Below are 19,094 nucleotides of genomic sequence, written 5' to 3'. Positions count from 1 at the left end.
GAGTGATCATAATTTTGAGATTTTGAGAAGGAGGATAACTGAACTCGAATCAATCCCTCTGTACTCTCTGAAATATGATGAAAATATCAGGTCTTACGAAATATATGTATCTAGTATATCCTCCACGTCATCCTTGTTTTAATCGTTTCCATTTACGAATTTGAGTACGGAAATTTTTAAAAGGGGCTACGGTATTCACATGAATAAATTTATAAACTGGCCAAACTGCCTTTGCTGTAGCGCCATCCGCCCATTTTCGTTGATGAGGTTCAAACACTTCTTCCTCACTCATACGATCTAACATATTACAAATAGTTAACACATTCTGTTTGAGCTGAGCTCTTAATGCGACTAGTGATTGACAAGCATACTTCTCATTAAAAAGAGAATATAACGCGCCAAGCTGGTTCCATTTATAACCTTCTGCTGGCGTATGGACAACCTTTCCTTCAGTTTCGTCTTGCTCCCATTGAAGCAGCAGGGTTGTCCAACCAACTTGATAAGCCAAATTTTCTGCAGGAGTTCGGCTCACATCCTCTATTCGATCATCTTTCATTTCTTCTGGAATCATATCAAATTCTTCATCGTATTGATTGTACGTCTTCATGATTGCTTGCTTTAAAACATCTTTTGACTCATAACTTGTCATATGATTCACCTCTAGTTCTTTTTGTGCAAATTTTTCTCGGAACATATCTTGCAAAAGTACAAAAAAGGAAGTGGAGCTCATGATATTGAATGATTCTATTGCTTTGTGTTTTACAGTCTCTATGAAAATCAAACACTTATCAACCGAAAAAGCAATAGCTCAATAAAGTAAAGCTATAAAAATGGATACGAAAAATGAAGACTCTCTTTACGTTCCATCATAAACAAGCACCCAGTATCTCTCCCCTGGCTCACCTTCTTCTACAACAGCCTTCCAGCCTCTTTTTTGATAAAAAGCCAAAGCCTTGTGATTGTCAGAGACACATTTGAGGGTGACCGGTGTTCCGAGCACTTTTATAGCATGTTTGAGAAGCAAGTCGCCAGCTCCTTGACCAGCAGCTTCGGGATGTACAAACAAGAGGTGAATAAAACGATCTGGTACATAGAGTGAGATGAATCCGAGGATTTTGTTGTTTTCCTCAGCTATGAAAATTTGCTCTTCCTGTGTATCCTGATCAAAGTCTTGCAGATTGATTTCTTCAGTATGAAGCCAGTGAAAGCTCTGACGGCGGGATTCTAAATAGATTTTTCTTAATTGTGGATAATCTTCTATGCTTGCTTCTCTAATCAACATCGCAACATCTCCTATGTTTTTAGAATATACTTTGCCTGTGTTCTGCCTGCCAATAACAATTGATCGCTGAACTGCGAATCATTGACCGCTCGTGCAAGAGCAATTGTACCAATCATGCTGCTTACTAGTGCGTAACTCTTAGAGAGATCTATGTTTCCTGCATCAGCTATAAACATCATAAACCGTTTCAATTCATCCGTATAGGCTTTCCGTACCTCTTGCGATAATTGAGAAATCTCCCCTGCTAGTGCAGGCAGTATACAGCCTACCTCCGTCTGATCACGGTGAACGGAACTTAAATAGAATTCAATGATCGTCTGAATTCGAGACTGGTCTGCTTTCTTATCTGCAACACTTTGCAGCAACTTTATCGTATCAGTAATAGCAAAATGAAAAGCCTCTATTACCAACTGATCCTTGTTCTTAAAATGAGCGTAAAACCCTCCATGAGTTAGACCTGCCCCTTTCATAATGAATGGCAAACTGATATTACGAACGCCATTTGTTCGAAATGCTCGTGCAGCACTTGCAATGATTTGCTCTCTCACTTTTGACTTATGACCTTTCGGATAAGGCATTTTCTTACTCCCCTCCTTCACTTTAACTCTTTCTAAGTGTATTTATCAAAATATTATAATCATCATATTTTCGTGTGTCAAATTGACTGAAATTCATTTTTCCTCACTTAGATGGGATTGACTTCATCAAAATATGATGGATATAATATATTATGGTCATCATATTTTAAGACGGAGGTGCAAGAAATGATTCATTTAGAAACAGTAGATACTTTAGTAATCGGATCAGGTCCGGGAGGCTACGTGGCGGCATTACGTTCAGCTCATCTCGGCATGAAAACAGCGATTGTAGAGCGTGATCAATTAGGTGGAGTATGCACCCATGTAGGCTGTATCCCTTCTAAAGCGCTAATAGCAGAAGCAGAGCGGTTCAAACTCCGCACACAATGGGGGGTTTTTCAAGAAGGCGGCTCTTTCAAGGAAGCTCAAGCGTTCAAAAAAGCTGTTGTGAAAAAACAAGCTGGAGGCGTTCAATTTTTGCTAAAGTCAGCAGGAGTTACCATTCTGGAAGGAGAGGCAAGCTTGATCGATCAGCATACAGCGGTGATTCAACATGCCGAAAAAGGTGAAAAGCGAATCAATTTCAAACACCTAATACTAGCAACTGGTTCCCGTCCAATTGAAATGAGATCACTCCCTTTCGGAGGTCGTATATTGTCTTCCACTGAAGCACTATCTCTTCCTAACATTCCAAAAAGCCTTGTCGTAGTTGGAGGTGGTTATATTGGGATTGAACTAGGACAGATGTTTGCAAGATTTGGAGCAGAAGTCACCATTTTAGAAGGAGGCAATCAAATATTGCCTGGCTTTGAAAGTGAACTTGTCTCGCCTGTTATTCGGCAACTGAAAGAAGATCACATCACCGTGATTACAGGAGCAAATGTCAAAAATGCTGAGCAGCATATGAGCGGAATTGATCTTCATTACGAGCGACAGAAAGAAAGCTACACGGTGAAAGCGGAATATGCACTGATTACTGTCGGAAGAAAACCGAATACTGATGGTTCATTAGGTCTTGATTCTATTGGGTTGTCCATTACCCCTCACGGACTGATTGAAGTTGATGAACAATGCAGAACATCCATCCCGCACATATATGCGATTGGTGATATCACCAAAGGTCCTGCTCTAGCTCATAAAGCTTCCTATGAAGCGAAGGTGGCAGCAGAGGCAATCGCTGGGAAACCTTCGATGATCGATTATAAAGCGATTCCACTTGTTGTGTTTTCCAGCCCAGAATTGGCGAGTGTCGGATTGAGCGAAACAGATTGCAAGCAACAATCCATTCCGACTGTCATTGGAAAAACAATGTTCTCTATTAATGGTCGAGCACTGGCATTAAAAGAATCAGAAGGATTTGTGAAGATTGTAGCCCATGCCGAATCTGGCCTTATTTTAGGAGCACAAATCGTAGGTGCAGAAGCTTCTACTCTTATATCAGAACTTTCTCTCTCTATTGAAATTGGTGCAACAGTCGAAGATTTAGCAATGACGATTCATCCTCACCCAACATTAGGTGAAATGATCATGGAGGCCGCAGAAATGGCCACCCGTAAAGTTGAAAAACATCTTGCACGATAATTGGTTCAGGTGTAGCTTCTAAAATTGAGCAAAATAATCGCCATAGCTTATTTATTTAAGAATAATAGGCTATGGCAATTTCAATTGAGCACTCATATTAAAACGTCGGTCAATTTATCGTTAATTGGATCCTACTTCACGCTTTTTACCGAGATTCATGGATAACTGAACGCCAATCATCAGCATGACGATGACAAGCATTGCCACAATAGAAGCATAAAAATGTCCGCTTAGATCGAAAACAAGGCCAATGAAAAACGGACCGAATCCTCCCATGATATACCCGCCCATCTGCGACATGGCGGACCATGTACCAGCTTCCTCCGGTGTACGCGTCTCAATAATGGGCAGCATAAGTGCTAAAGGAAATAATCCACCTGCACCCATACCTAGGAAAATGACAGCTGGCAAGATCGGCATTGGCAGGAGAAGAAAGATGAGACCAATCAACTCAGACAGACTGCATAAGATGAGAAATAATTTCGGTTTTCCTAATCGAGTAACGACCGCTGGAACGAGTAGTGCCACCGGAATCTGAATGAGTGTAAATATGGTCAGCAGCATGGCAGCATATTGCGGACTGTTTCCGAAGCTAAGAGCAATCGGTGAAATCCATGCCGTCAAAGAATAAAACATACTGGACATAAAGCCAAAAAACAAGGTGAATTGAATGGCTTTTTTGTTTCGCAGCGGCAATTTTAGCGGCAAGGTTACATGATCACTCTGCTCATTTTTGCGAGCAATACCTACCCATAGAATAAGCGCGATCACCCCTAGAATAGCCCAGCAAGACAATGCAAACGGAAGGTGGTGACTCATTAGATAAATCGGAATGGTGAAGCCGGAAGCAAGTGCTGCCCCAATCGTCATCGAAATAGAATAAACACTCACAATCCCCGGATTTTTCGGGAAATACTTTTTGATAAAACTAGACAACAAAGGACCCGCGAAGCTAATCCCTACCCCTCCTGCAAATGCAGTCATGAGCAGAATAGCGACCGATTGGCTTGTACCCCGCAGCGCTGTGGCGATTGTGATGAGAAGAATCGAGAAAAAAAGCGTTCTCTCTAAACCAAAACGCCGACTGAGTGTCGTCGCAACGGGTGCAAACACCCCCATACAAAGGACAGGCAAAGTGGTCAAAAGACTGGCTGTCAGTGCGTTCACACCAAGCTCTGATTGGATCATACTCATCATAGAAGCCACGGACGTAATGATTGGGCGCAAGTTTAATGCAGCTAAAAATAAAGCGGCTAAATAAAATATTTTTTTCATCAATGCACTTCTTCCTCTCTCTACTTGTTGAAGCTACTTTGAGTATAAATCCGCCGCATTCATTGATCAATACAATAATTCGTATTATGATGATAGTAAAAAACTATTATTAATGAAAGGATGACAAATGGATACTCGGCATATTACATATTTCATGGCTGTATTCGATCATTTACATTTCACAAAAGCTGCTGAGCAATTAGGGATATCACAGCCTACATTAAGCCAGCAGATTCGGCTGCTTGAAGCAGAAGTTGGGATGCCGCTCTTTGATCGAATCGGCAAAAAAGTCGTCGCAACCGAAGCGGGTTCTCTGCTATATCAATATGGGATGAAAATGCTCCAAGCTGAAAGAGATGCAAAAAATGCGATGAAAGAACTATTATCTGAAAAACGGGGAAACGTTCGGCTTGCAGTCCTCCCTTCCGATCTTGACTTTCAGCTTGTTCCGCTTTTTGTAGAATTTAAAACACTTTATCCTAAAACCAATTTGAAAGCATATTCAACCATCTTCGTTCGTGAAGAAGTTCTGTCGCATAAAGTGGATCTCGGCATCGGGCTGCGAGGGCCTGCGGATAAGCGTCTCGTTCAAATGCCGCTTGGAAGTGAGCCCTACGAATTATTTGTTCATTCAGAAAGTGAACTAGCCCAAAAGAATGAAGTGACATTGGAAGAGCTGACGCAGCATGCTTTGGTCATGTATCCGAAGGGATATCTAGGTAGGGATTTAGTAGATGACGTATGTAAAGAACAGGGTGTTGAACTAGACACTGTCATGGACGTTGGGTCCGCATCTTCATTATTGCAGCTGGTTGAAGCTGGCATCGGTGCAACCATTCAGCCGCGAGGATTGCTACAACAACATGCCACATGGCCAAATATTGTTTCGATACCTATTGCTGAGCCAGCACCTGTTCGTCACCTGGAACTAATTTATTATGCAGATCGATTTGTCAGCAAAGCACAGCAGCAGCTATCTGAATGGCTGATCGACTTTTTCAAATCAAGAACTAACTAAAAAGTGAGGTTAAGACATGAAGAATGCAAACAACATATTCACAAAGACAAACCGAGTGGTTATCCGCCAATTTGATAGGCAAGATATCGAACCGTTTTATCAGTACCGAGCAAATCCCTCTATTGCAAAATTTCAATCTTGGGAAAACTATACGTACGAAGAAGCTGAATCATTTGTTCAACATCAAATGACACAAAAACCTAATCAACCGGGGTCTTGGTTTCAATATGCGATTGCCTTATCTGAATCCAATCAGCTGATAGGGGATTGTGCCATTCATACACTTGACAGTGAGCCTAGAATCGTTGAAATAGGTTTTACACTCGCGCCTGAATACCAAGGAATAGGCTATATTCACGAAGCTCTAAGTGCAATTTTCGAATATATTTTTATGACACTAAACAAACATAAAATCATTGCCTTTACAGATGTGCGAAATGAAAAATCTATTCGCGTGCTGGAACGTTTAGAAATGAGACGCGAAGGACATTTGCTGCAAAATTATATGTCGAAGGGACATTGGGTCGATGAATATCAATATGCGATTGTCCAATCGGAGTGGGCCGCTAAGCGCCATTAAAAGACGCTTTTGATCAACCTTCTATATACATATAGAACTTTTCTATAACGCTAACCATGCTTTCTTTTTTTATAATAGAAAAAAAAGAAATGTGGTGGCGTATATGTCTACAACGATCGGAATTATGGGCGGGATGGGTCCTTTAGCAACGATTGATCTGATGAAAAAAATCATTTCTCATACTCCAGCGATAAAAGATCAGGATCATATCCATGTGATTGCTGATAATTATCCGCAAATCCCTGATAGAACCAATGCCATATTTGGGAGAGGCGAAGATCCTACAGATGATATGATTGCATCAGCTAAGAGATTAGAACGTGCAGGAGCGGACTTTATTCTCATTGCATGCAATACCGCTCACTTCTTTTTAGAAAACGTACGACATTCCACTCATATCCCTATCATGAATATGCCATTAGAAACCGCAAATTATCTAAACAAACATCACTATACATCTGTGGGCTTACTATGTACTGATGGCACATTAAAAACCCAGCTCTATCAAAGGGCTTGTGCTCATCACAAGATTGACGTCATGACTCCTAGTGAAAATCTTCAGAAAAACGTGATGAATGGGATATATGCGGTGAAAGCAGGAAAATTAAGTGAAGGCGAAAGCGAATTGGCGTTAGCTGCAGAGATTTTAATCAATCAAGGCGCAGAAGCCATCATTGCCGGTTGTACAGAAATCCCCTTAGTCTTAAGGTCAACTAAAGAGGTGAAAGTGATTGACCCTACTGTCATTTTGGCGAAAAAAGCTGTAAAATTAGTATATGAGCTTGAAAAGCTAAACATTAAAAGTACGTAATTTAAGGGGATAAAATGAATATTGAGAATATAGAAGCGTTTATTTACGTATGCCAGCTAGGCAGTATCAATAAAGCTGCGGAAGCACTGTATTTAACCCAGCCTTCTGTTTCGGCACGTATTCAATCGTTAGAAAAAGAATTAGACCTGAAATTATTTGATAGACAGAGAAATAAACTATCTCTGACGGAAAAAGGTGAACAGTTTTACCCGCATGCCAAAAAGATCCTCCATTCTTATCAAGAAGCAAAGCATAGTCTCAAACAAACGATGATTCCTTATGAATTGACGATTGGATGCGCATCCTCTATTTCCAATAATCTATTGCCTAACATACTGCCCGCACTAAAAGAAAAATACGAAAACCTGAAAGTGAAAATTGTAACAGGACATTCAAAGGATGTTGTCCAAAAAGTGATTAACAACCAAGTGGACTTTGGGATTGTCAGGACTGAAACACATCCTCAAATTGAATCAATCCCTATTTTCAGTGATCCAATCGGGCTGTTCATCCCAACTCATCACCCGCTCGCTAGCCTTGACAACATTAATATGAAGGAACTAGAAGAACAGCCTTTTATTTTCTTTGACTATGGGTCATTTGATTGGCTGATGCTTCACCGATTATTTCAAAAAAACAGCATCACACCGAACATTTCCATTGAGGTTGATCATATGGAAACCGCAAAGAACTTAGTGCTGCAAGGAATGGGACTATCGTTTCTTCCTCATCATTGTGTGAGAAATGAGTTAGAACAAGGAACATTAAAACAAATTTCAATCGATCCATCCATCCATTTCAACATCAATATCGAGTTCATTTATAAAAAAGGAAAATCCAAATCAGTTTTCATTGATCAACTCAAACAGTTTTTTCATGAATTAGATTGAGCAGCTTAAAAAGCCCTTTTTAGGGCTTTTTTGGATACGTTCTGATTAGCTTTCCAAAGTTAAATAAAGTAAGCTCCCTTTAGAGAGGTTTAATACTCTCTAAGTGAAGTGAATTTTTCTAAGAATGTTCTTTTTATTATACAAGCCCTAATGAGGAAGGTTCTTTTGAAAATGAGACCCAAGAAAAAATTAGTTATTAGCATCATCATTGGTTTTGTTTTGTTTTCTTCCTATTATCTACTAAAAAATTTATTCTTAAAAGAACATGCTACACACGTTTCAGAAAATGAGTTCAAACCTTCATTTCTAAATGACAACAGAATGATTTCAAAGTGGGTGCCTCCTCGTATCTATTGAGATAAGTATAACATTGACCAACTGTTCATTTGCTCATTCTACTTCATAAAAAAACAGACTCTTAAAGTCTGTTTTAATCTTGTCTATACGTTTTCAGTGGTTGTATTTCGATCAATCATAGTCGTGTTTCGATTTGATTTTTGTTCCTCCATTGTTGTATTCCGAATTGATTTTGTTTCAATGATTTTTAAAGTTTCTGCTGTTGAAACACTTAACAATACAATGGATAAAATGATTAGTAATTTTTTAATAATCATACAGACACTCTCCTTTTTGAATATCATTTTGAGCCTTAAGAGCCTTTCTGTAATATTCGGCAGCTTTTTCAAAGTCCCCTTTTTTTTCATAAAATAACCCGACACTTTGAGCAAATGCTTCCACATAGACATGTAGTTTCTTTTCTTCAAAAATATCAAACACTTCTTTCAAAGCTTGTTCATCAGTATCCATATAAATAGCTTTTAATGCTTTAAATAACAAGACACTTAGCGAATCATTTACCTTTGAGGAATATATAAGTCCATCTTCAACGAGCAGATCCGCTTCATCAGTTTGATTAGACTTGTATAGCGACCAACACAAACTAAATAGGGTGATTGGCTTTATGTCACTTTTTTCCGAAGAAATGACATCTAACACTTCTTTATAATGCTTTATTGCCTCTGTATACTTTGATTGCCTATCATATGTATTACCAATATTTAATAATGTTTTTGCTACTAAACGTTGATCGTTTGCGCCCACAGCAATTGAATAAGCAGTCTTTAAATGTTGCAACGACTTTTCATATCTCATGAAATCATCATAATTTCCTGCTATGACAATTAGACTTTGAATTTGACGAACTCTATACTGTTCATGTTCTTTATAAATATCTAGTGCCTTTATGATGTGATGCATAGAAACATGTGTTTGCTTCATAATATAGTAGGCCTCAGCCACCTTGAAGTGAAACTCTGCTTGCTCAATATCATCGACAACCAGTGCAAGCTGCCTCTCAGCGATTTTGTAATATTGAATAGCCTGTACATATTCTTTCTTACTAAATTCATGCATTCCTCTAAAAAAAGCATTGTAATATTGCAACATACCCGAAAGTTGATGATTAGAATTCTCAATTTTATCAACCAAATCAGAAACAGAAGGCGATCGTTTTTCTGATGGTTTGATATAATCAAGCATAAGCTGGTGACGAAAGCACATCAATTGATAATAAATGAGTAAATCCTGATCTTCTTCCATCCGTTCAATTTCTTGTTCTACCTCAGCTTTCAAAATCTCTGCATCCGGTACACTGAATTGCCGAATCATTTTATACCATTCATTGATTTTCACACCTACATGTGAAGAAAGAACTTTCTCCATCCCTTATTCCCCTTCCACTGAACTCCCTTATATGACATTTATTATCACATACAAGAATTTACAAAGCACCGAAAAGAAACCGCAAAAAGAACAATTGTTACATCAATAAACATTTGGCACATTTTCATTCTCATCACAAAACAAAAAGGCAGACTCATTTCAGTCTGCCTTCATCTTCTAGATTCCCATGAGCATACCTTTTGTCTTCAGGTAATTTGCATTGAATCATTTAACCACTCGTCACAATGTTCAATAAGCCACCTCAAATATTCCACATATTGACCGACGTGATAGCCATCACAAACAGCATGATGTACTTGTATGGCGACGGGCAGGATGATTTTTTCTTCTTTCGTCTTAAATTGACCTAACGTAAATATTGGCAGTAAATAAGTTTCGTCTGTAGATACATTAAGGTTAAAAGAAGTAAAATCAATCCACGGTAGACTTGAAATATTGAACATGTTTTCTGGCATAGGAGATTTCGGAAACAGCTTGCTGCTTTTGCTAAATGTTTCAATGTCGGCTACACAGCTTTTATAAAACTGAGCAAAGTTTTCGTCATAAGGCGTCCAAATACTTGAAAATGTCTTTGTTTCTTTATTTAGAATCGTATAACTAGGATGGAGAATCTTCCAGTAACCAAGTTCATCGTTTACTTGATCCATCCGAAACTCAGGAATTTTTTGCACAGCTCTTGCTAACAAATAAATTTGCACAGGATATACTTTTAGCTTTTTTTCTTTTAATATTGCATGCAATTTCGTGATGTCTAGATTGATCACCAAGCTATATGAGCATCGGGTTAACGTCATATAATGGTGAAAGTGCTCTTTTCGCGGATAATTTTCGTCTATTTGTTTAAACATTTTTATCTCCTCCTGAATGTGATTTACTGTATTCAGGAGGAGACTTTATCTGTTTTCACCACCACAATCATCCTTTCAAGAGATATGTCATGTTTCTGTCCATTCAAAGTCTACCATGAGCTTTGCCTACGTTAAAGCCTGCAGCAACTCTTCGTAAGTTATCTTGCCCAACGTGAATTTTTCTAGTGCTATATATGTATTCTCCGTTGAGGTATTCATTCACTAACTCATGTTCATTTGGCAATGGTTCATGTATATGTTCTTTTTTTCGAAATGCTTCATAATATCTTATACCAAATATTCTCTGAGACATCGCATTGATGTGAATTCCGTCTGGGTTAGATGCAAGGCCTTTCGCAGTAACATAATAACAATTTTCATGATGATGTGCATATTTTTGTAGTTCCTCATTCATCAGTTGATATTCCACACATCCTGCGCCAAATGCTCTCTTTCCCAAGAAATCGCCCAAACCTACTATCACAAGCGGAATGTTAGGTACAGATAATTCAGTTCTTAGTCCATTAAATAATCTTAGTATTTTTTCATAGTATTCATTGTATTTCCCATCTTGGCTGTCACTTTCTCCTTGATGCCATAATATCCCTACCAATTCGCTACTTTCCTTCGCAAATTTAGCTTCACTTATTGCATGACGAAATAATGATCCATCCAGCGACCACTCATCAATAGAACTACAACCCTCTGCACATGGAATAAGGTCAATCTTCTCTCCTTCATGATCCTTACACCAAGCCTCCGCAAAGGAAGCAGCTAGTCCTACGCCAGCTACCGGCCTATCATAATGAATGGGTTCAGTCATCATTTGCCATCTACCATTTCGCAGCATCATGATTCTTTCATGATAAATCGGAGGCACTTCATGTTTGAAGCCGCGCCCCGCCATATTTGATTGTCCAATTAGTAAAAGTGACTTCATATCTTTCTCCTCTCGACTAAATATTTTATCCAATGTGTATTCACTTGAACGTTATCATTTTATCCTTCCTCTTTTTTCTCAAATTTCAACAGCCTCTTGCAATTTCCTTTTCATTTTAATATTTGTCTATTTTTGTCGAAAGGATAGTAAAAAGGAATTACTTATTGTAAGATCCTTATGCATCTATAAATCAGGAGGATCTACTATGAAGAAATATTTCGTCTTATTTTTTACTTGTTTATTATTGTTAACAGCTTGTAGCAGTGCAGCATCTACTAAAAAACAGCTCACCACAGACAACATCATTGAAGCTTTCAAAAGTGCTGGGCTTGAAGCAGAAAAACCAACTGATCTTAAACAAAAAGAGTTTGGAAATATAAGAGAAGAAGGAAAAAGGATTCCCATTCCTTCTTTAGGCGAAAATGCTGGTGGGAGGATTTTTAAATTTGGAAATGAAACTGATTTAGATCAGGCTAAGTCTTATTACGATGAGTTGGGTAATGCTGGATCTATGTTCTTCTCTCACACCTATTCAAAAGGGAACTTCCTGTTACAAATGAACGGAGAAATGAAGGATTCTGAGTTTGAAAAATATAAGAAAGTGATGGATGAGGAAATAAAATAATTTCTTATTTCTTTTTTAAAAGGGGGTAAACCAATGTCATCATACTGGCTGCTGACAACTTCTGAATAGGAGTTGCTCTTTTGAAAATTATGGATCAAAGATTCGTCAGTGTATATTCTCAGGTGATGATTGTATATCTGACTATTAAAGAAACTAATGTAGGGATTTTACTATTGCTGTTTTTCTATTTTAGTTTTTTGAAAATCACAAATTGATATACTCCAAATAATACGGTTAGAATGATGATTGCAGTAAATATTTGATCGACTGGAAGCAAGAAATATACGACAATAAAAGATAAAAGCAAAACAAAATAACCTATATTGAATGCTTTTTTAAATGTCATCATATTACCTCCTTTTTACAATCATATCACGTTTTACCTATCTCCATAACCAACTTTTTCCTATCAAAACACAAAAAAACCTCATCCTACAAATGCCAGGGGTTTTACTTCATTTATTTTTTCAATACTTTTGCTTATGAAGTCACTTTCATGTTGCAATGAAAATGTTTCTGCGTTAATATGTATTATCACTTTTGAAAGGATGTGAGGAGATGAATGATTTTGTGACTTTCCTTCTTCTTACCTTATTTGTCGTTGCTTCTCCTGGGGTTGATTTTGCGTTAATTACTAAAAGAACCATCGGAACAGGAAAATCTGATGGAATGAAGATGGCATTAGGTCTTACATCTGGAGCTCTCATTCATACACTTGCGGCAGCATTTGGACTTTCTTTAATTTTAATGAAATCTGCCTTAGCGTTTGAAATTATCAAGTATTTAGGGGCCATTTATCTTATATATCTAGGGGTGTCTTCTTTCATCCATAAGAAAAAGAAAGACGATACACTCTTTCATGAAGTTGAAGTACCAAAACAATCTGCTTTTAAACAAGGTTTAATTTCAAATACTCTAAACCCAAAGGTTGCTATATTCTTTTTAACGTTTTTACCACAATTTGTTACACCAAAGTTCAATACTAGTCTTCAATTTGTCATTATGGGCTCTATTTATGCTCTATTATCTATATTGTGGTTTACGACGATCGTATTTCTGCTTGGCTACATCAGAAAATTCCTATTATCAACAAAAGTGCAAATGACCATTGACAAATTAACAGGTCTAGTTTTAGTAGGTTTTGGTGTAAAACTATTATTTACAAATCCAAAGCATTAAATTTTGACTACTAGTAGAGTTACACCATTTAAAACATAAAAAACAAAAAACCCTTGCTAGGCAAGGGTTTCAACGATGATTCCGACTGGGCTCGAACCAGCGACCTCTCCCCTGTCAAGGTGAATGATCTCATCCAAAACAAACAGATGTTCTCTGAAAAAGACTGATTTAACAAGGCTCTATGATGGGCCTTTCTGATAGAAAATGTGTGTTCCTGAACAAAACTGAAAGGGTTGGTCCCCAATCCGTCCCCATAAAAAACCAGACCATGGAGGGTCTGTTTTAATTTTGCCTATACGTTTTGAGAAGTTGTGTTTCGATCAGCTGCAATCACCGTAAGAACAATCATCGTAAACCCTTCTTAAGAGTCATACAAACAATCCCCTCTCTGAATTTTGAGTTGTGTTTCTAATACCTTTTGATAAGCAGCCGTAGCTTCTTCAAATCGACCTCGTTTCCCATACTCACCTGCAAATACTATATAGCATGCTTCAGCATAAGCGAATAGCTGTTTCTGCGCTAAATACTGAAACACCTCGGCAAGCTACTCCTCATTTATATTATTAACCTAAATCGCTTCTAAGATTTTAATAAAGCTTGTTAGGGGCTTCCTCACATGCCCATCAACTTAAGAATTTAGATTTTCGTTTTTGGGGTAGTTTTATTTTCTTAGCTTGATTGCGATGAGCGTTACCCCATAAAGGCCCCTGATACATAATTGATGTTCTGCCATTTGTAGAAAACAACCCACTTAAACCATTTTAACAAGAAGAAATATCTCGTCCATGTTGTCATATTGGCTTATGTTAAGCTTGTGAAATAATCATATTGATGTATAATACAATTGATGTATGATGCACGAATTGTAGGAGGGTGACCTTTTTGAAAAGAGATGATGCCTTAAAACTAAGAACAGATATTAAGAAAATGATTATTATAACTGGAGTTTTTGAATCTCAAAATTTGCCAAATGGACCATTTGAAAAACCTCTACCAACTTCTCAAATGATGGCGTTAGAGGAACTAGAGGTGGAAAGATTAACTGTTTGGCAACTATCCAATAAACTTAGATTAGATACTTCAACTGTAAGTAGATTGGTAGATAAGTTAGTAAAAACGGGGCTTGTTTATCGTGAAGTAAATGAAAAAAATAGAAGAGAACTTTTTCTGCACCTCACAGAAAAAGGTCACATTACTGTTAATCGCTTAAGAGAACAATCCCTTACATTTTATCAACGTATCCTCAATAATTTATCAGAATCAGAACAAAAAATAGTTGTGGATGGTTTTGAATTATTTATTGATTCTATTTCTAAGTCTTTTGATTAGAGTGAGGTAAATCATAACCTTTGGAGGATAAAATGAGTTTGGATTTTGAACGTCCTATCATTGAACTAAAAGAGAAATTTGATGAATTAAAGAAAATGATGAAAGAAAATAATGTAGATTTATCGTCAGAAATTCATTTATTAGAAAAACGTTTAAATAAAATGCAAGATGAAATTTATTCTAATCTTACACCTTTTCAACGAGTTCAAATTGCAAGGCTACGTAACCGGCCCACGACATTGGATTATATACCTTTATTGTTTACAAACTTTTTCGAACTTCATGGTGATCGATTATATGGTGATGATAAAGCAATGATAGGTGGTATTGCAAAATTTAAAGAGATGCCCGTTACGGTTATTGGTCATCAAAGAGGTAGAAGTACAAAGGAAAATATAGAAAGAAATTTTGGAATGTCACATCCAGAAGGATATAGAAAAGCGTTAAGACTTATGAAACAAGCTGATAAATTTAATCGCCCTATTATTACATTTATTGATACAATAGGCGCCTATCCAGGGAAAGGATCTGAAGAACGTGGAATTTCTGAAGCGATAGCTCGAAATCTTTTGGAAATGGCTACGCTTAAGGTCCCAATTGTTTGTATTGTAATTGGAGAGGCATCAAGTGGTGGAGCTCTTGGCATTAGTGTCGGTAACCATATCCATATGTTAGAGTATTCATGGTACTCGGTAATTTCGCCAGAAGGAGCAGCATCTATCCTATGGAAGGATGCTAAGTATGCTCCAGAAGCTGCTGAACATATGAAAATTTCAGCAAAAGATTTAAAACATTTAGGAATTATTGATGAAATCATTGCTGAAATTAAAGGTGGAGCACAAAATGATATAAAATCACAGGCAAAAATGATTGAATCTGTGATCGAATCATCTCTAAAAAAATTGAGACCATTATCCTCGGAAGAGCTTATACAACAGCGATATGAAAAGTATAGACAAATAGAGAATTATAAATGAAAATATTTAAAGTCCGTATTACATTTAGGAGGATTCTCGCAAAAAATTCTAAATATTTTGTAAGTAACTTAAGCTGGATTTGCTGATACTATTAAAAGATGTGTGATCGGTACGAAAAGGGATTTTTTTCATCTATACTTTTTCTGAAGGTCTTCAAATCGTCCTCATAAAAAAACAGACCATGCAGGGTCTGTTTTCATTTTGCCTATATGTTTTGAGATTCTCCATCTCTCAGTCGCCGAGCCATATCTAAAGCAAAATAAGTCAAAATACCATCGCATCCAGCGCGTTTGAACGACATTAATGATTCTTCAATTACAACATTTGCATCAAGCCAACCATTCTGAATAGCTGCCATCAACATTGAATATTCTCCACTAACCTGGTAAGCAAAAGTAGGAACTTTAAATTCCGATTTCACCCGATGTATGACATCTAAATACGGCAGCCCTGGTTTTACCATGACCATGTCCGCGCCCTCATTCAAATCAAGCGCTACCTCTCGAAGGGCTTCATCGCTATTGGCAGAATCCATTTGATAGCTTTTTTTATCCCCAGACAATACATTCCCCAGAGCTTGACGGAAAGGACCATAGAAGCCGGATGCATATTTCACCGCATACGATAGAATTCTTGTATTGACCAGTTCCTTTTCCTCTAAAGCACTCCGTATAGCACCTATACGCCCATCCATCATGTCGGATGGAGCTACAACATCAAAACCAGCTTCCGCAAGTAAGGTGGCTTGTTCGGATAATCTACTTACACTTTCATCGTTTACGACATATCCATTACGTAAAATTCCATCTTGCCCATGAGTGGTGTAAGGATCTAATGCAACATCACCGATTAATCCGAGTTCCGGGAATGCTCTCTTAAGCTCGCGGGCTGCCCGACAAATCAAATTATCCGGATTTGTCGCCTCACTCCCATCTGCATCTTTTTTTTCTGGATCGATAACAGGAAATAGCGCAACTGCTGGAATTCCCAATTCTACTGCCTGTCCCACGTGTTCAATAAGTCGATCCAGTCCGACTCGCAACTGCCCTGGCAGCGAAACAATTTCTTCCTCTCCCGGTTGTTCCCGAACAAAAACTGGCCAAATGAAATCATCAGCAGACAATCGATTTTCAGCGACCAATCTGCGGCTCCAGTCATTGTTTCGATTTCTTCTCATCCGAATGGACGGAAAACTCTCCATCAATATCATCTCCTACTGTTTTTTACCTAGTGGTTTTATTATTGCTCAATTATACCGACTTTGAACAAAAAGCTCGATTTCCAGCTGGAATTAACTTTCTCCTGTCGGTATAGTACCTTTAATTGCTGACTTGAACCTTAACAGACGTAACTATTCACTTTAAAGGTATATTAATGAACACTTGGTCGTTAGATGTTTTCAAAGTGAGCCATGTCGAAATCCAGGATTCTTCATGACCCTTCAAAGCCGGTTAAATTGGTTCCGGTATTTTCAAACCAACACGTGAAGAAAGAATTTTGTCCATCCCTTACCTAATTCACATAAAACACCTATATCTTATATTTACTATCACATCCAGGAATTTACAAAGCGCCAAAAAAAAAGCTCCTGTAAAGGAGCTTGTGATAGTTATCGGTTTAATATGAAACTTATTTATAAAAATACATCATTGAAAATTATTTATAATTGTACTTAATGCTTTCTTTAGTACAACCTTATCATCATTTGACAAGTTTTGAAGCGCTGTCTTGTTCAGCTCAATTGTTGCTGCTTCAACTTGATCTCTAATGACTAAAGATTTTTGAGTAGCCTCTACTAAAATATTTCTTCGATTGTTTGGATCTATTGTGCGTTCAATTAAGTCAGCTTTTTGCATTTTATCTAAAATTCCAGAAATTGTTGAGGCTTCTAAATATACAAGTTCTCCAATTTGTTTAGGAGATAGCTGGCCCTCTCTCCACAAACAGTTCAACACACCATATTGAGCGGGTGTCAAATCACATTCCTCTAAAAGCTTACTAAAGTACTTAAACACTTTATTTTGACTAACACTTAGTAAAAAATTTATGCACTCTGATAATTCCATTTTATCTCCCCCACATTGACTTTACCTATAATATCATGGTAGTTTTTTAATTGAAATACTTTTGCACCAGAAATATTTTGTTGTAATATATTTTTAGAGAGGAAGATAAACAATGGATTCATTTAAAGCGATACTAGTGACAGAAAAAAATGATCAAGTTAGTTATGATCTTCAAAATGTAAGTGTTAATGATTTATCTGAAGGAGAAGTATTAATTAAAGTAGCATATTCTTCAATCAATTATAAAGATATGCTGGCTGTTCAAAAAAATGGAGGTGTTATTCGTCACTATCCAATGATTCCTGGAATCGATTTAAGTGGAACGATCGTTCATACAACAGACAATCGTTTCGTAGAGGGTCAGCAAGTTATTGTAACAGGTTTCGCTATGGGCATGAGCCACACTGGAGGTTTTTCTGAATATGCTAGAGTACCTGCAGATTGGATTGTTCCTTTGCCAAATAACTTGACTTTAAAAGAAGCAATGATTTTTGGAACAGCAGGCTTTACCGCAGCTCTTTCTATTATGGCTTTACAGGAAAATGGTATGAGTACGAAAAATCAACCTAATATACTCGTTACGGGGTCAACTGGTGGAGTTGGTAGCATTGCTATACAATTATTATCTAAAATTGGGTACAAACATATTTTTGCTTTAGTGCGTAAAGATAATCAAGTTGATATAGCAAAATCTTTAGGAGCAACTGATGTCATTTTTGCAAACGAGTTAGGAGAGCTAAAAAAACCATTAAACAAGCAAAAATTTGACTTCGTCTTAGATACCGTAGGAGGAGATGTGGCTTCTGTGATCATTCCTCAAATTTCTTATGGTGGAAGCATGAGCATGTGCGGGAATGCAGGCGGAATTAAATTAACAACAACTGTGTTACCTTTTATTTTAAGAGGGATCAACCTTCTAGGAATCGATTCTGTAAATGTACCAATCAATAAACGCAAAGTCATTTGGAACGAGATAGCAAACGAATGGAATATCTCCCAAACGACCCTAGTCAATGAGATTACTCTCGATACATTACCTGAAAAAATTGAAGCCATTAAAAATGGTCAACATTTAGGAAGAACCATTATTAAATATTAAGATAAACGAACTTTATTTATTTAAATTACACCAGACAAATATTGAATGTATTGATGCAGATACCCCATCCCAAACAGGTGGGGGTACATATGTATGTGTATTCACCATAAAAGTTCCTATTTAATGCTTTTCGAAAGCGATTTTCCGACCCGTAAATGCTATCTACAACTAGCCCATGTATCAACTGAAATCGTTTGATCGCATTTACAATTTTTTGTCCATTGTAGCTCAATGGTCTAAAAAACAAACATTAAAAAACATTCTATTCCATGA

The 19,094-nt window shown here is 37.4% G+C and carries 21 protein-coding genes and 1 pseudogene; 10 read left to right on the top strand and 12 right to left on the bottom strand.

The window, feature by feature from the left end:
- Positions 1-127 precede the first annotated feature (127 nt).
- The 3 genes from MHH54_RS06050 to MHH54_RS06040 all read right to left on the bottom strand — a co-directional run bounded on the left by MHH54_RS06050 (position 128) and on the right by MHH54_RS06040 (position 1,860).
- Entirely contained in the window at positions 128-649 is a 522-nt protein-coding gene (locus MHH54_RS06050) for a ClbS/DfsB family four-helix bundle protein (protein WP_003211335.1), read from the bottom strand.
- 207 nt (positions 650-856) lie between these two features.
- Positions 857-1,282: a GNAT family N-acetyltransferase gene (locus tag MHH54_RS06045; protein WP_003212002.1), complete on the bottom strand. Its 426-nt coding sequence runs from the start codon at positions 1,280-1,282 to the stop codon at positions 857-859.
- Between the two features lie 11 nt (positions 1,283-1,293).
- Positions 1,294-1,860: a TetR/AcrR family transcriptional regulator gene (locus tag MHH54_RS06040; protein ID WP_342500787.1), complete on the bottom strand. Its 567-nt coding sequence runs from the start codon at positions 1,858-1,860 to the stop codon at positions 1,294-1,296.
- A gap of 186 nt (positions 1,861-2,046) precedes the next feature.
- On the opposite strand from MHH54_RS06040, the gene lpdA reads away from it, so the two are divergent.
- The gene (gene lpdA / locus MHH54_RS06035; protein WP_342500786.1) at positions 2,047-3,441 is read left to right on the top strand and encodes a dihydrolipoyl dehydrogenase; all 1,395 of its coding nucleotides are present in this window, start codon (positions 2,047-2,049) and stop codon (positions 3,439-3,441) included.
- 120 nt (positions 3,442-3,561) lie between these two features.
- On the opposite strand, the gene MHH54_RS06030 is transcribed toward lpdA, so the two are convergent.
- Complete coding sequence (locus MHH54_RS06030) at positions 3,562-4,716, bottom strand: MFS transporter (RefSeq protein ID WP_003212229.1); 1,155 nt, start codon at positions 4,714-4,716, stop codon at positions 3,562-3,564.
- 127 nt (positions 4,717-4,843) lie between these two features.
- Here MHH54_RS06030 and MHH54_RS06025 point away from each other — a divergent pair, with 127 nt between their 5' ends.
- The 4 genes from MHH54_RS06025 to MHH54_RS06010 all read left to right on the top strand — a co-directional run bounded on the left by MHH54_RS06025 (position 4,844) and on the right by MHH54_RS06010 (position 8,015).
- Positions 4,844-5,734, top strand: a complete 891-nt coding sequence (locus MHH54_RS06025) for a LysR family transcriptional regulator (RefSeq protein WP_003212527.1) — start codon at positions 4,844-4,846, stop codon at positions 5,732-5,734.
- Positions 5,735-5,750: 16 nt separating this feature from the next.
- Positions 5,751-6,314, top strand: coding sequence for a GNAT family protein (locus MHH54_RS06020; RefSeq protein WP_003211367.1), 564 nt, complete (start codon positions 5,751-5,753; stop codon positions 6,312-6,314).
- 103 nt (positions 6,315-6,417) lie between these two features.
- A complete protein-coding gene (locus tag MHH54_RS06015) occupies positions 6,418-7,125 on the top strand; it encodes an amino acid racemase (protein WP_342500785.1) in 708 nt (235 codons plus the stop codon).
- Between the two features lie 14 nt (positions 7,126-7,139).
- The gene (locus MHH54_RS06010; protein ID WP_342498146.1) at positions 7,140-8,015 is read left to right on the top strand and encodes a LysR family transcriptional regulator; all 876 of its coding nucleotides are present in this window, start codon (positions 7,140-7,142) and stop codon (positions 8,013-8,015) included.
- 440 nt (positions 8,016-8,455) lie between these two features.
- Here MHH54_RS06010 and MHH54_RS06005 read toward each other — a convergent pair whose 3' ends face one another.
- The 4 genes and pseudogenes from MHH54_RS06005 to MHH54_RS05990 form a co-directional block, all read right to left on the bottom strand.
- Positions 8,456-8,629 (bottom strand): hypothetical protein, encoded by a 174-nt coding sequence (locus tag MHH54_RS06005; RefSeq protein ID WP_003212043.1) that lies wholly within the window; start codon positions 8,627-8,629, stop codon positions 8,456-8,458.
- Positions 8,619-9,737 carry a tetratricopeptide repeat protein gene (locus tag MHH54_RS06000; RefSeq protein ID WP_342500784.1) on the bottom strand — a complete coding sequence of 373 codons (1,119 nt, stop codon included), beginning with the start codon at positions 9,735-9,737 and terminating at the stop codon, positions 8,619-8,621. Before MHH54_RS06000 ends, MHH54_RS06005 begins: the two co-directional genes overlap by 11 nt.
- Before the next feature lie 206 nt (positions 9,738-9,943).
- Positions 9,944-10,606 (bottom strand): type A chloramphenicol O-acetyltransferase, encoded by a 663-nt coding sequence (gene catA, locus MHH54_RS05995; protein WP_111912340.1) that lies wholly within the window; start codon positions 10,604-10,606, stop codon positions 9,944-9,946.
- A gap of 126 nt (positions 10,607-10,732) precedes the next feature.
- Positions 10,733-11,546, bottom strand: a pseudogene (locus tag MHH54_RS05990) (sialate O-acetylesterase).
- A 205-nt stretch (positions 11,547-11,751) separates the two neighbouring features.
- On the opposite strand from MHH54_RS05990, the gene MHH54_RS05985 reads away from it, so the two are divergent.
- Positions 11,752-12,171, top strand: coding sequence for a stress protein (locus tag MHH54_RS05985; protein ID WP_342500783.1), 420 nt, complete (start codon positions 11,752-11,754; stop codon positions 12,169-12,171).
- A gap of 184 nt (positions 12,172-12,355) precedes the next feature.
- On the opposite strand, the gene MHH54_RS05980 is transcribed toward MHH54_RS05985, so the two are convergent.
- Positions 12,356-12,517: a hypothetical protein gene (locus MHH54_RS05980; RefSeq protein ID WP_165840223.1), complete on the bottom strand. Its 162-nt coding sequence runs from the start codon at positions 12,515-12,517 to the stop codon at positions 12,356-12,358.
- A gap of 212 nt (positions 12,518-12,729) precedes the next feature.
- Between MHH54_RS05980 and MHH54_RS05975 the strand changes: the two genes are divergently transcribed.
- Complete coding sequence (locus MHH54_RS05975; protein ID WP_106032362.1) at positions 12,730-13,350, top strand: LysE family translocator; 621 nt, start codon at positions 12,730-12,732, stop codon at positions 13,348-13,350.
- Between the two features lie 361 nt (positions 13,351-13,711).
- On the opposite strand, the gene MHH54_RS05970 is transcribed toward MHH54_RS05975, so the two are convergent.
- Positions 13,712-13,885 (bottom strand): hypothetical protein, encoded by a 174-nt coding sequence (locus tag MHH54_RS05970; RefSeq protein WP_226805038.1) that lies wholly within the window; start codon positions 13,883-13,885, stop codon positions 13,712-13,714.
- Between the two features lie 347 nt (positions 13,886-14,232).
- On the opposite strand from MHH54_RS05970, the gene MHH54_RS05965 reads away from it, so the two are divergent.
- Both MHH54_RS05965 and MHH54_RS05960 read left to right on the top strand, forming a co-directional pair.
- Positions 14,233-14,679: a MarR family transcriptional regulator gene (locus MHH54_RS05965; RefSeq protein WP_226805037.1), complete on the top strand. Its 447-nt coding sequence runs from the start codon at positions 14,233-14,235 to the stop codon at positions 14,677-14,679.
- A 32-nt stretch (positions 14,680-14,711) separates the two neighbouring features.
- Positions 14,712-15,656 (top strand): acetyl-CoA carboxylase carboxyltransferase subunit alpha, encoded by a 945-nt coding sequence (locus MHH54_RS05960; RefSeq protein WP_003211522.1) that lies wholly within the window; start codon positions 14,712-14,714, stop codon positions 15,654-15,656.
- A 205-nt stretch (positions 15,657-15,861) separates the two neighbouring features.
- Here the strand turns inward: MHH54_RS05960 and hemB are convergent, their stop codons facing one another.
- Both hemB and MHH54_RS05950 read right to left on the bottom strand, forming a co-directional pair.
- Positions 15,862-16,857 (bottom strand): porphobilinogen synthase, encoded by a 996-nt coding sequence (gene hemB, locus MHH54_RS05955; protein WP_003212301.1) that lies wholly within the window; start codon positions 16,855-16,857, stop codon positions 15,862-15,864.
- Between the two features lie 445 nt (positions 16,858-17,302).
- Positions 17,303-17,722, bottom strand: coding sequence for a MarR family transcriptional regulator (locus MHH54_RS05950; RefSeq protein WP_003212015.1), 420 nt, complete (start codon positions 17,720-17,722; stop codon positions 17,303-17,305).
- A gap of 112 nt (positions 17,723-17,834) precedes the next feature.
- Here MHH54_RS05950 and MHH54_RS05945 point away from each other — a divergent pair, with 112 nt between their 5' ends.
- Complete coding sequence (locus tag MHH54_RS05945) at positions 17,835-18,821, top strand: YhdH/YhfP family quinone oxidoreductase (protein WP_003211609.1); 987 nt, start codon at positions 17,835-17,837, stop codon at positions 18,819-18,821.
- Positions 18,822-19,094 lie beyond the last annotated feature (273 nt).

This window comes from Bacillus sp. FSL K6-4563, from assembly GCF_038630405.1.
Taxonomy (GTDB): domain Bacteria; phylum Bacillota; class Bacilli; order Bacillales; family Bacillaceae; genus Bacillus; species Bacillus pumilus.
Note: the sequence above shows the minus strand (reverse complement) of the source record. Positions and strands in the feature narration are given on the sequence as shown.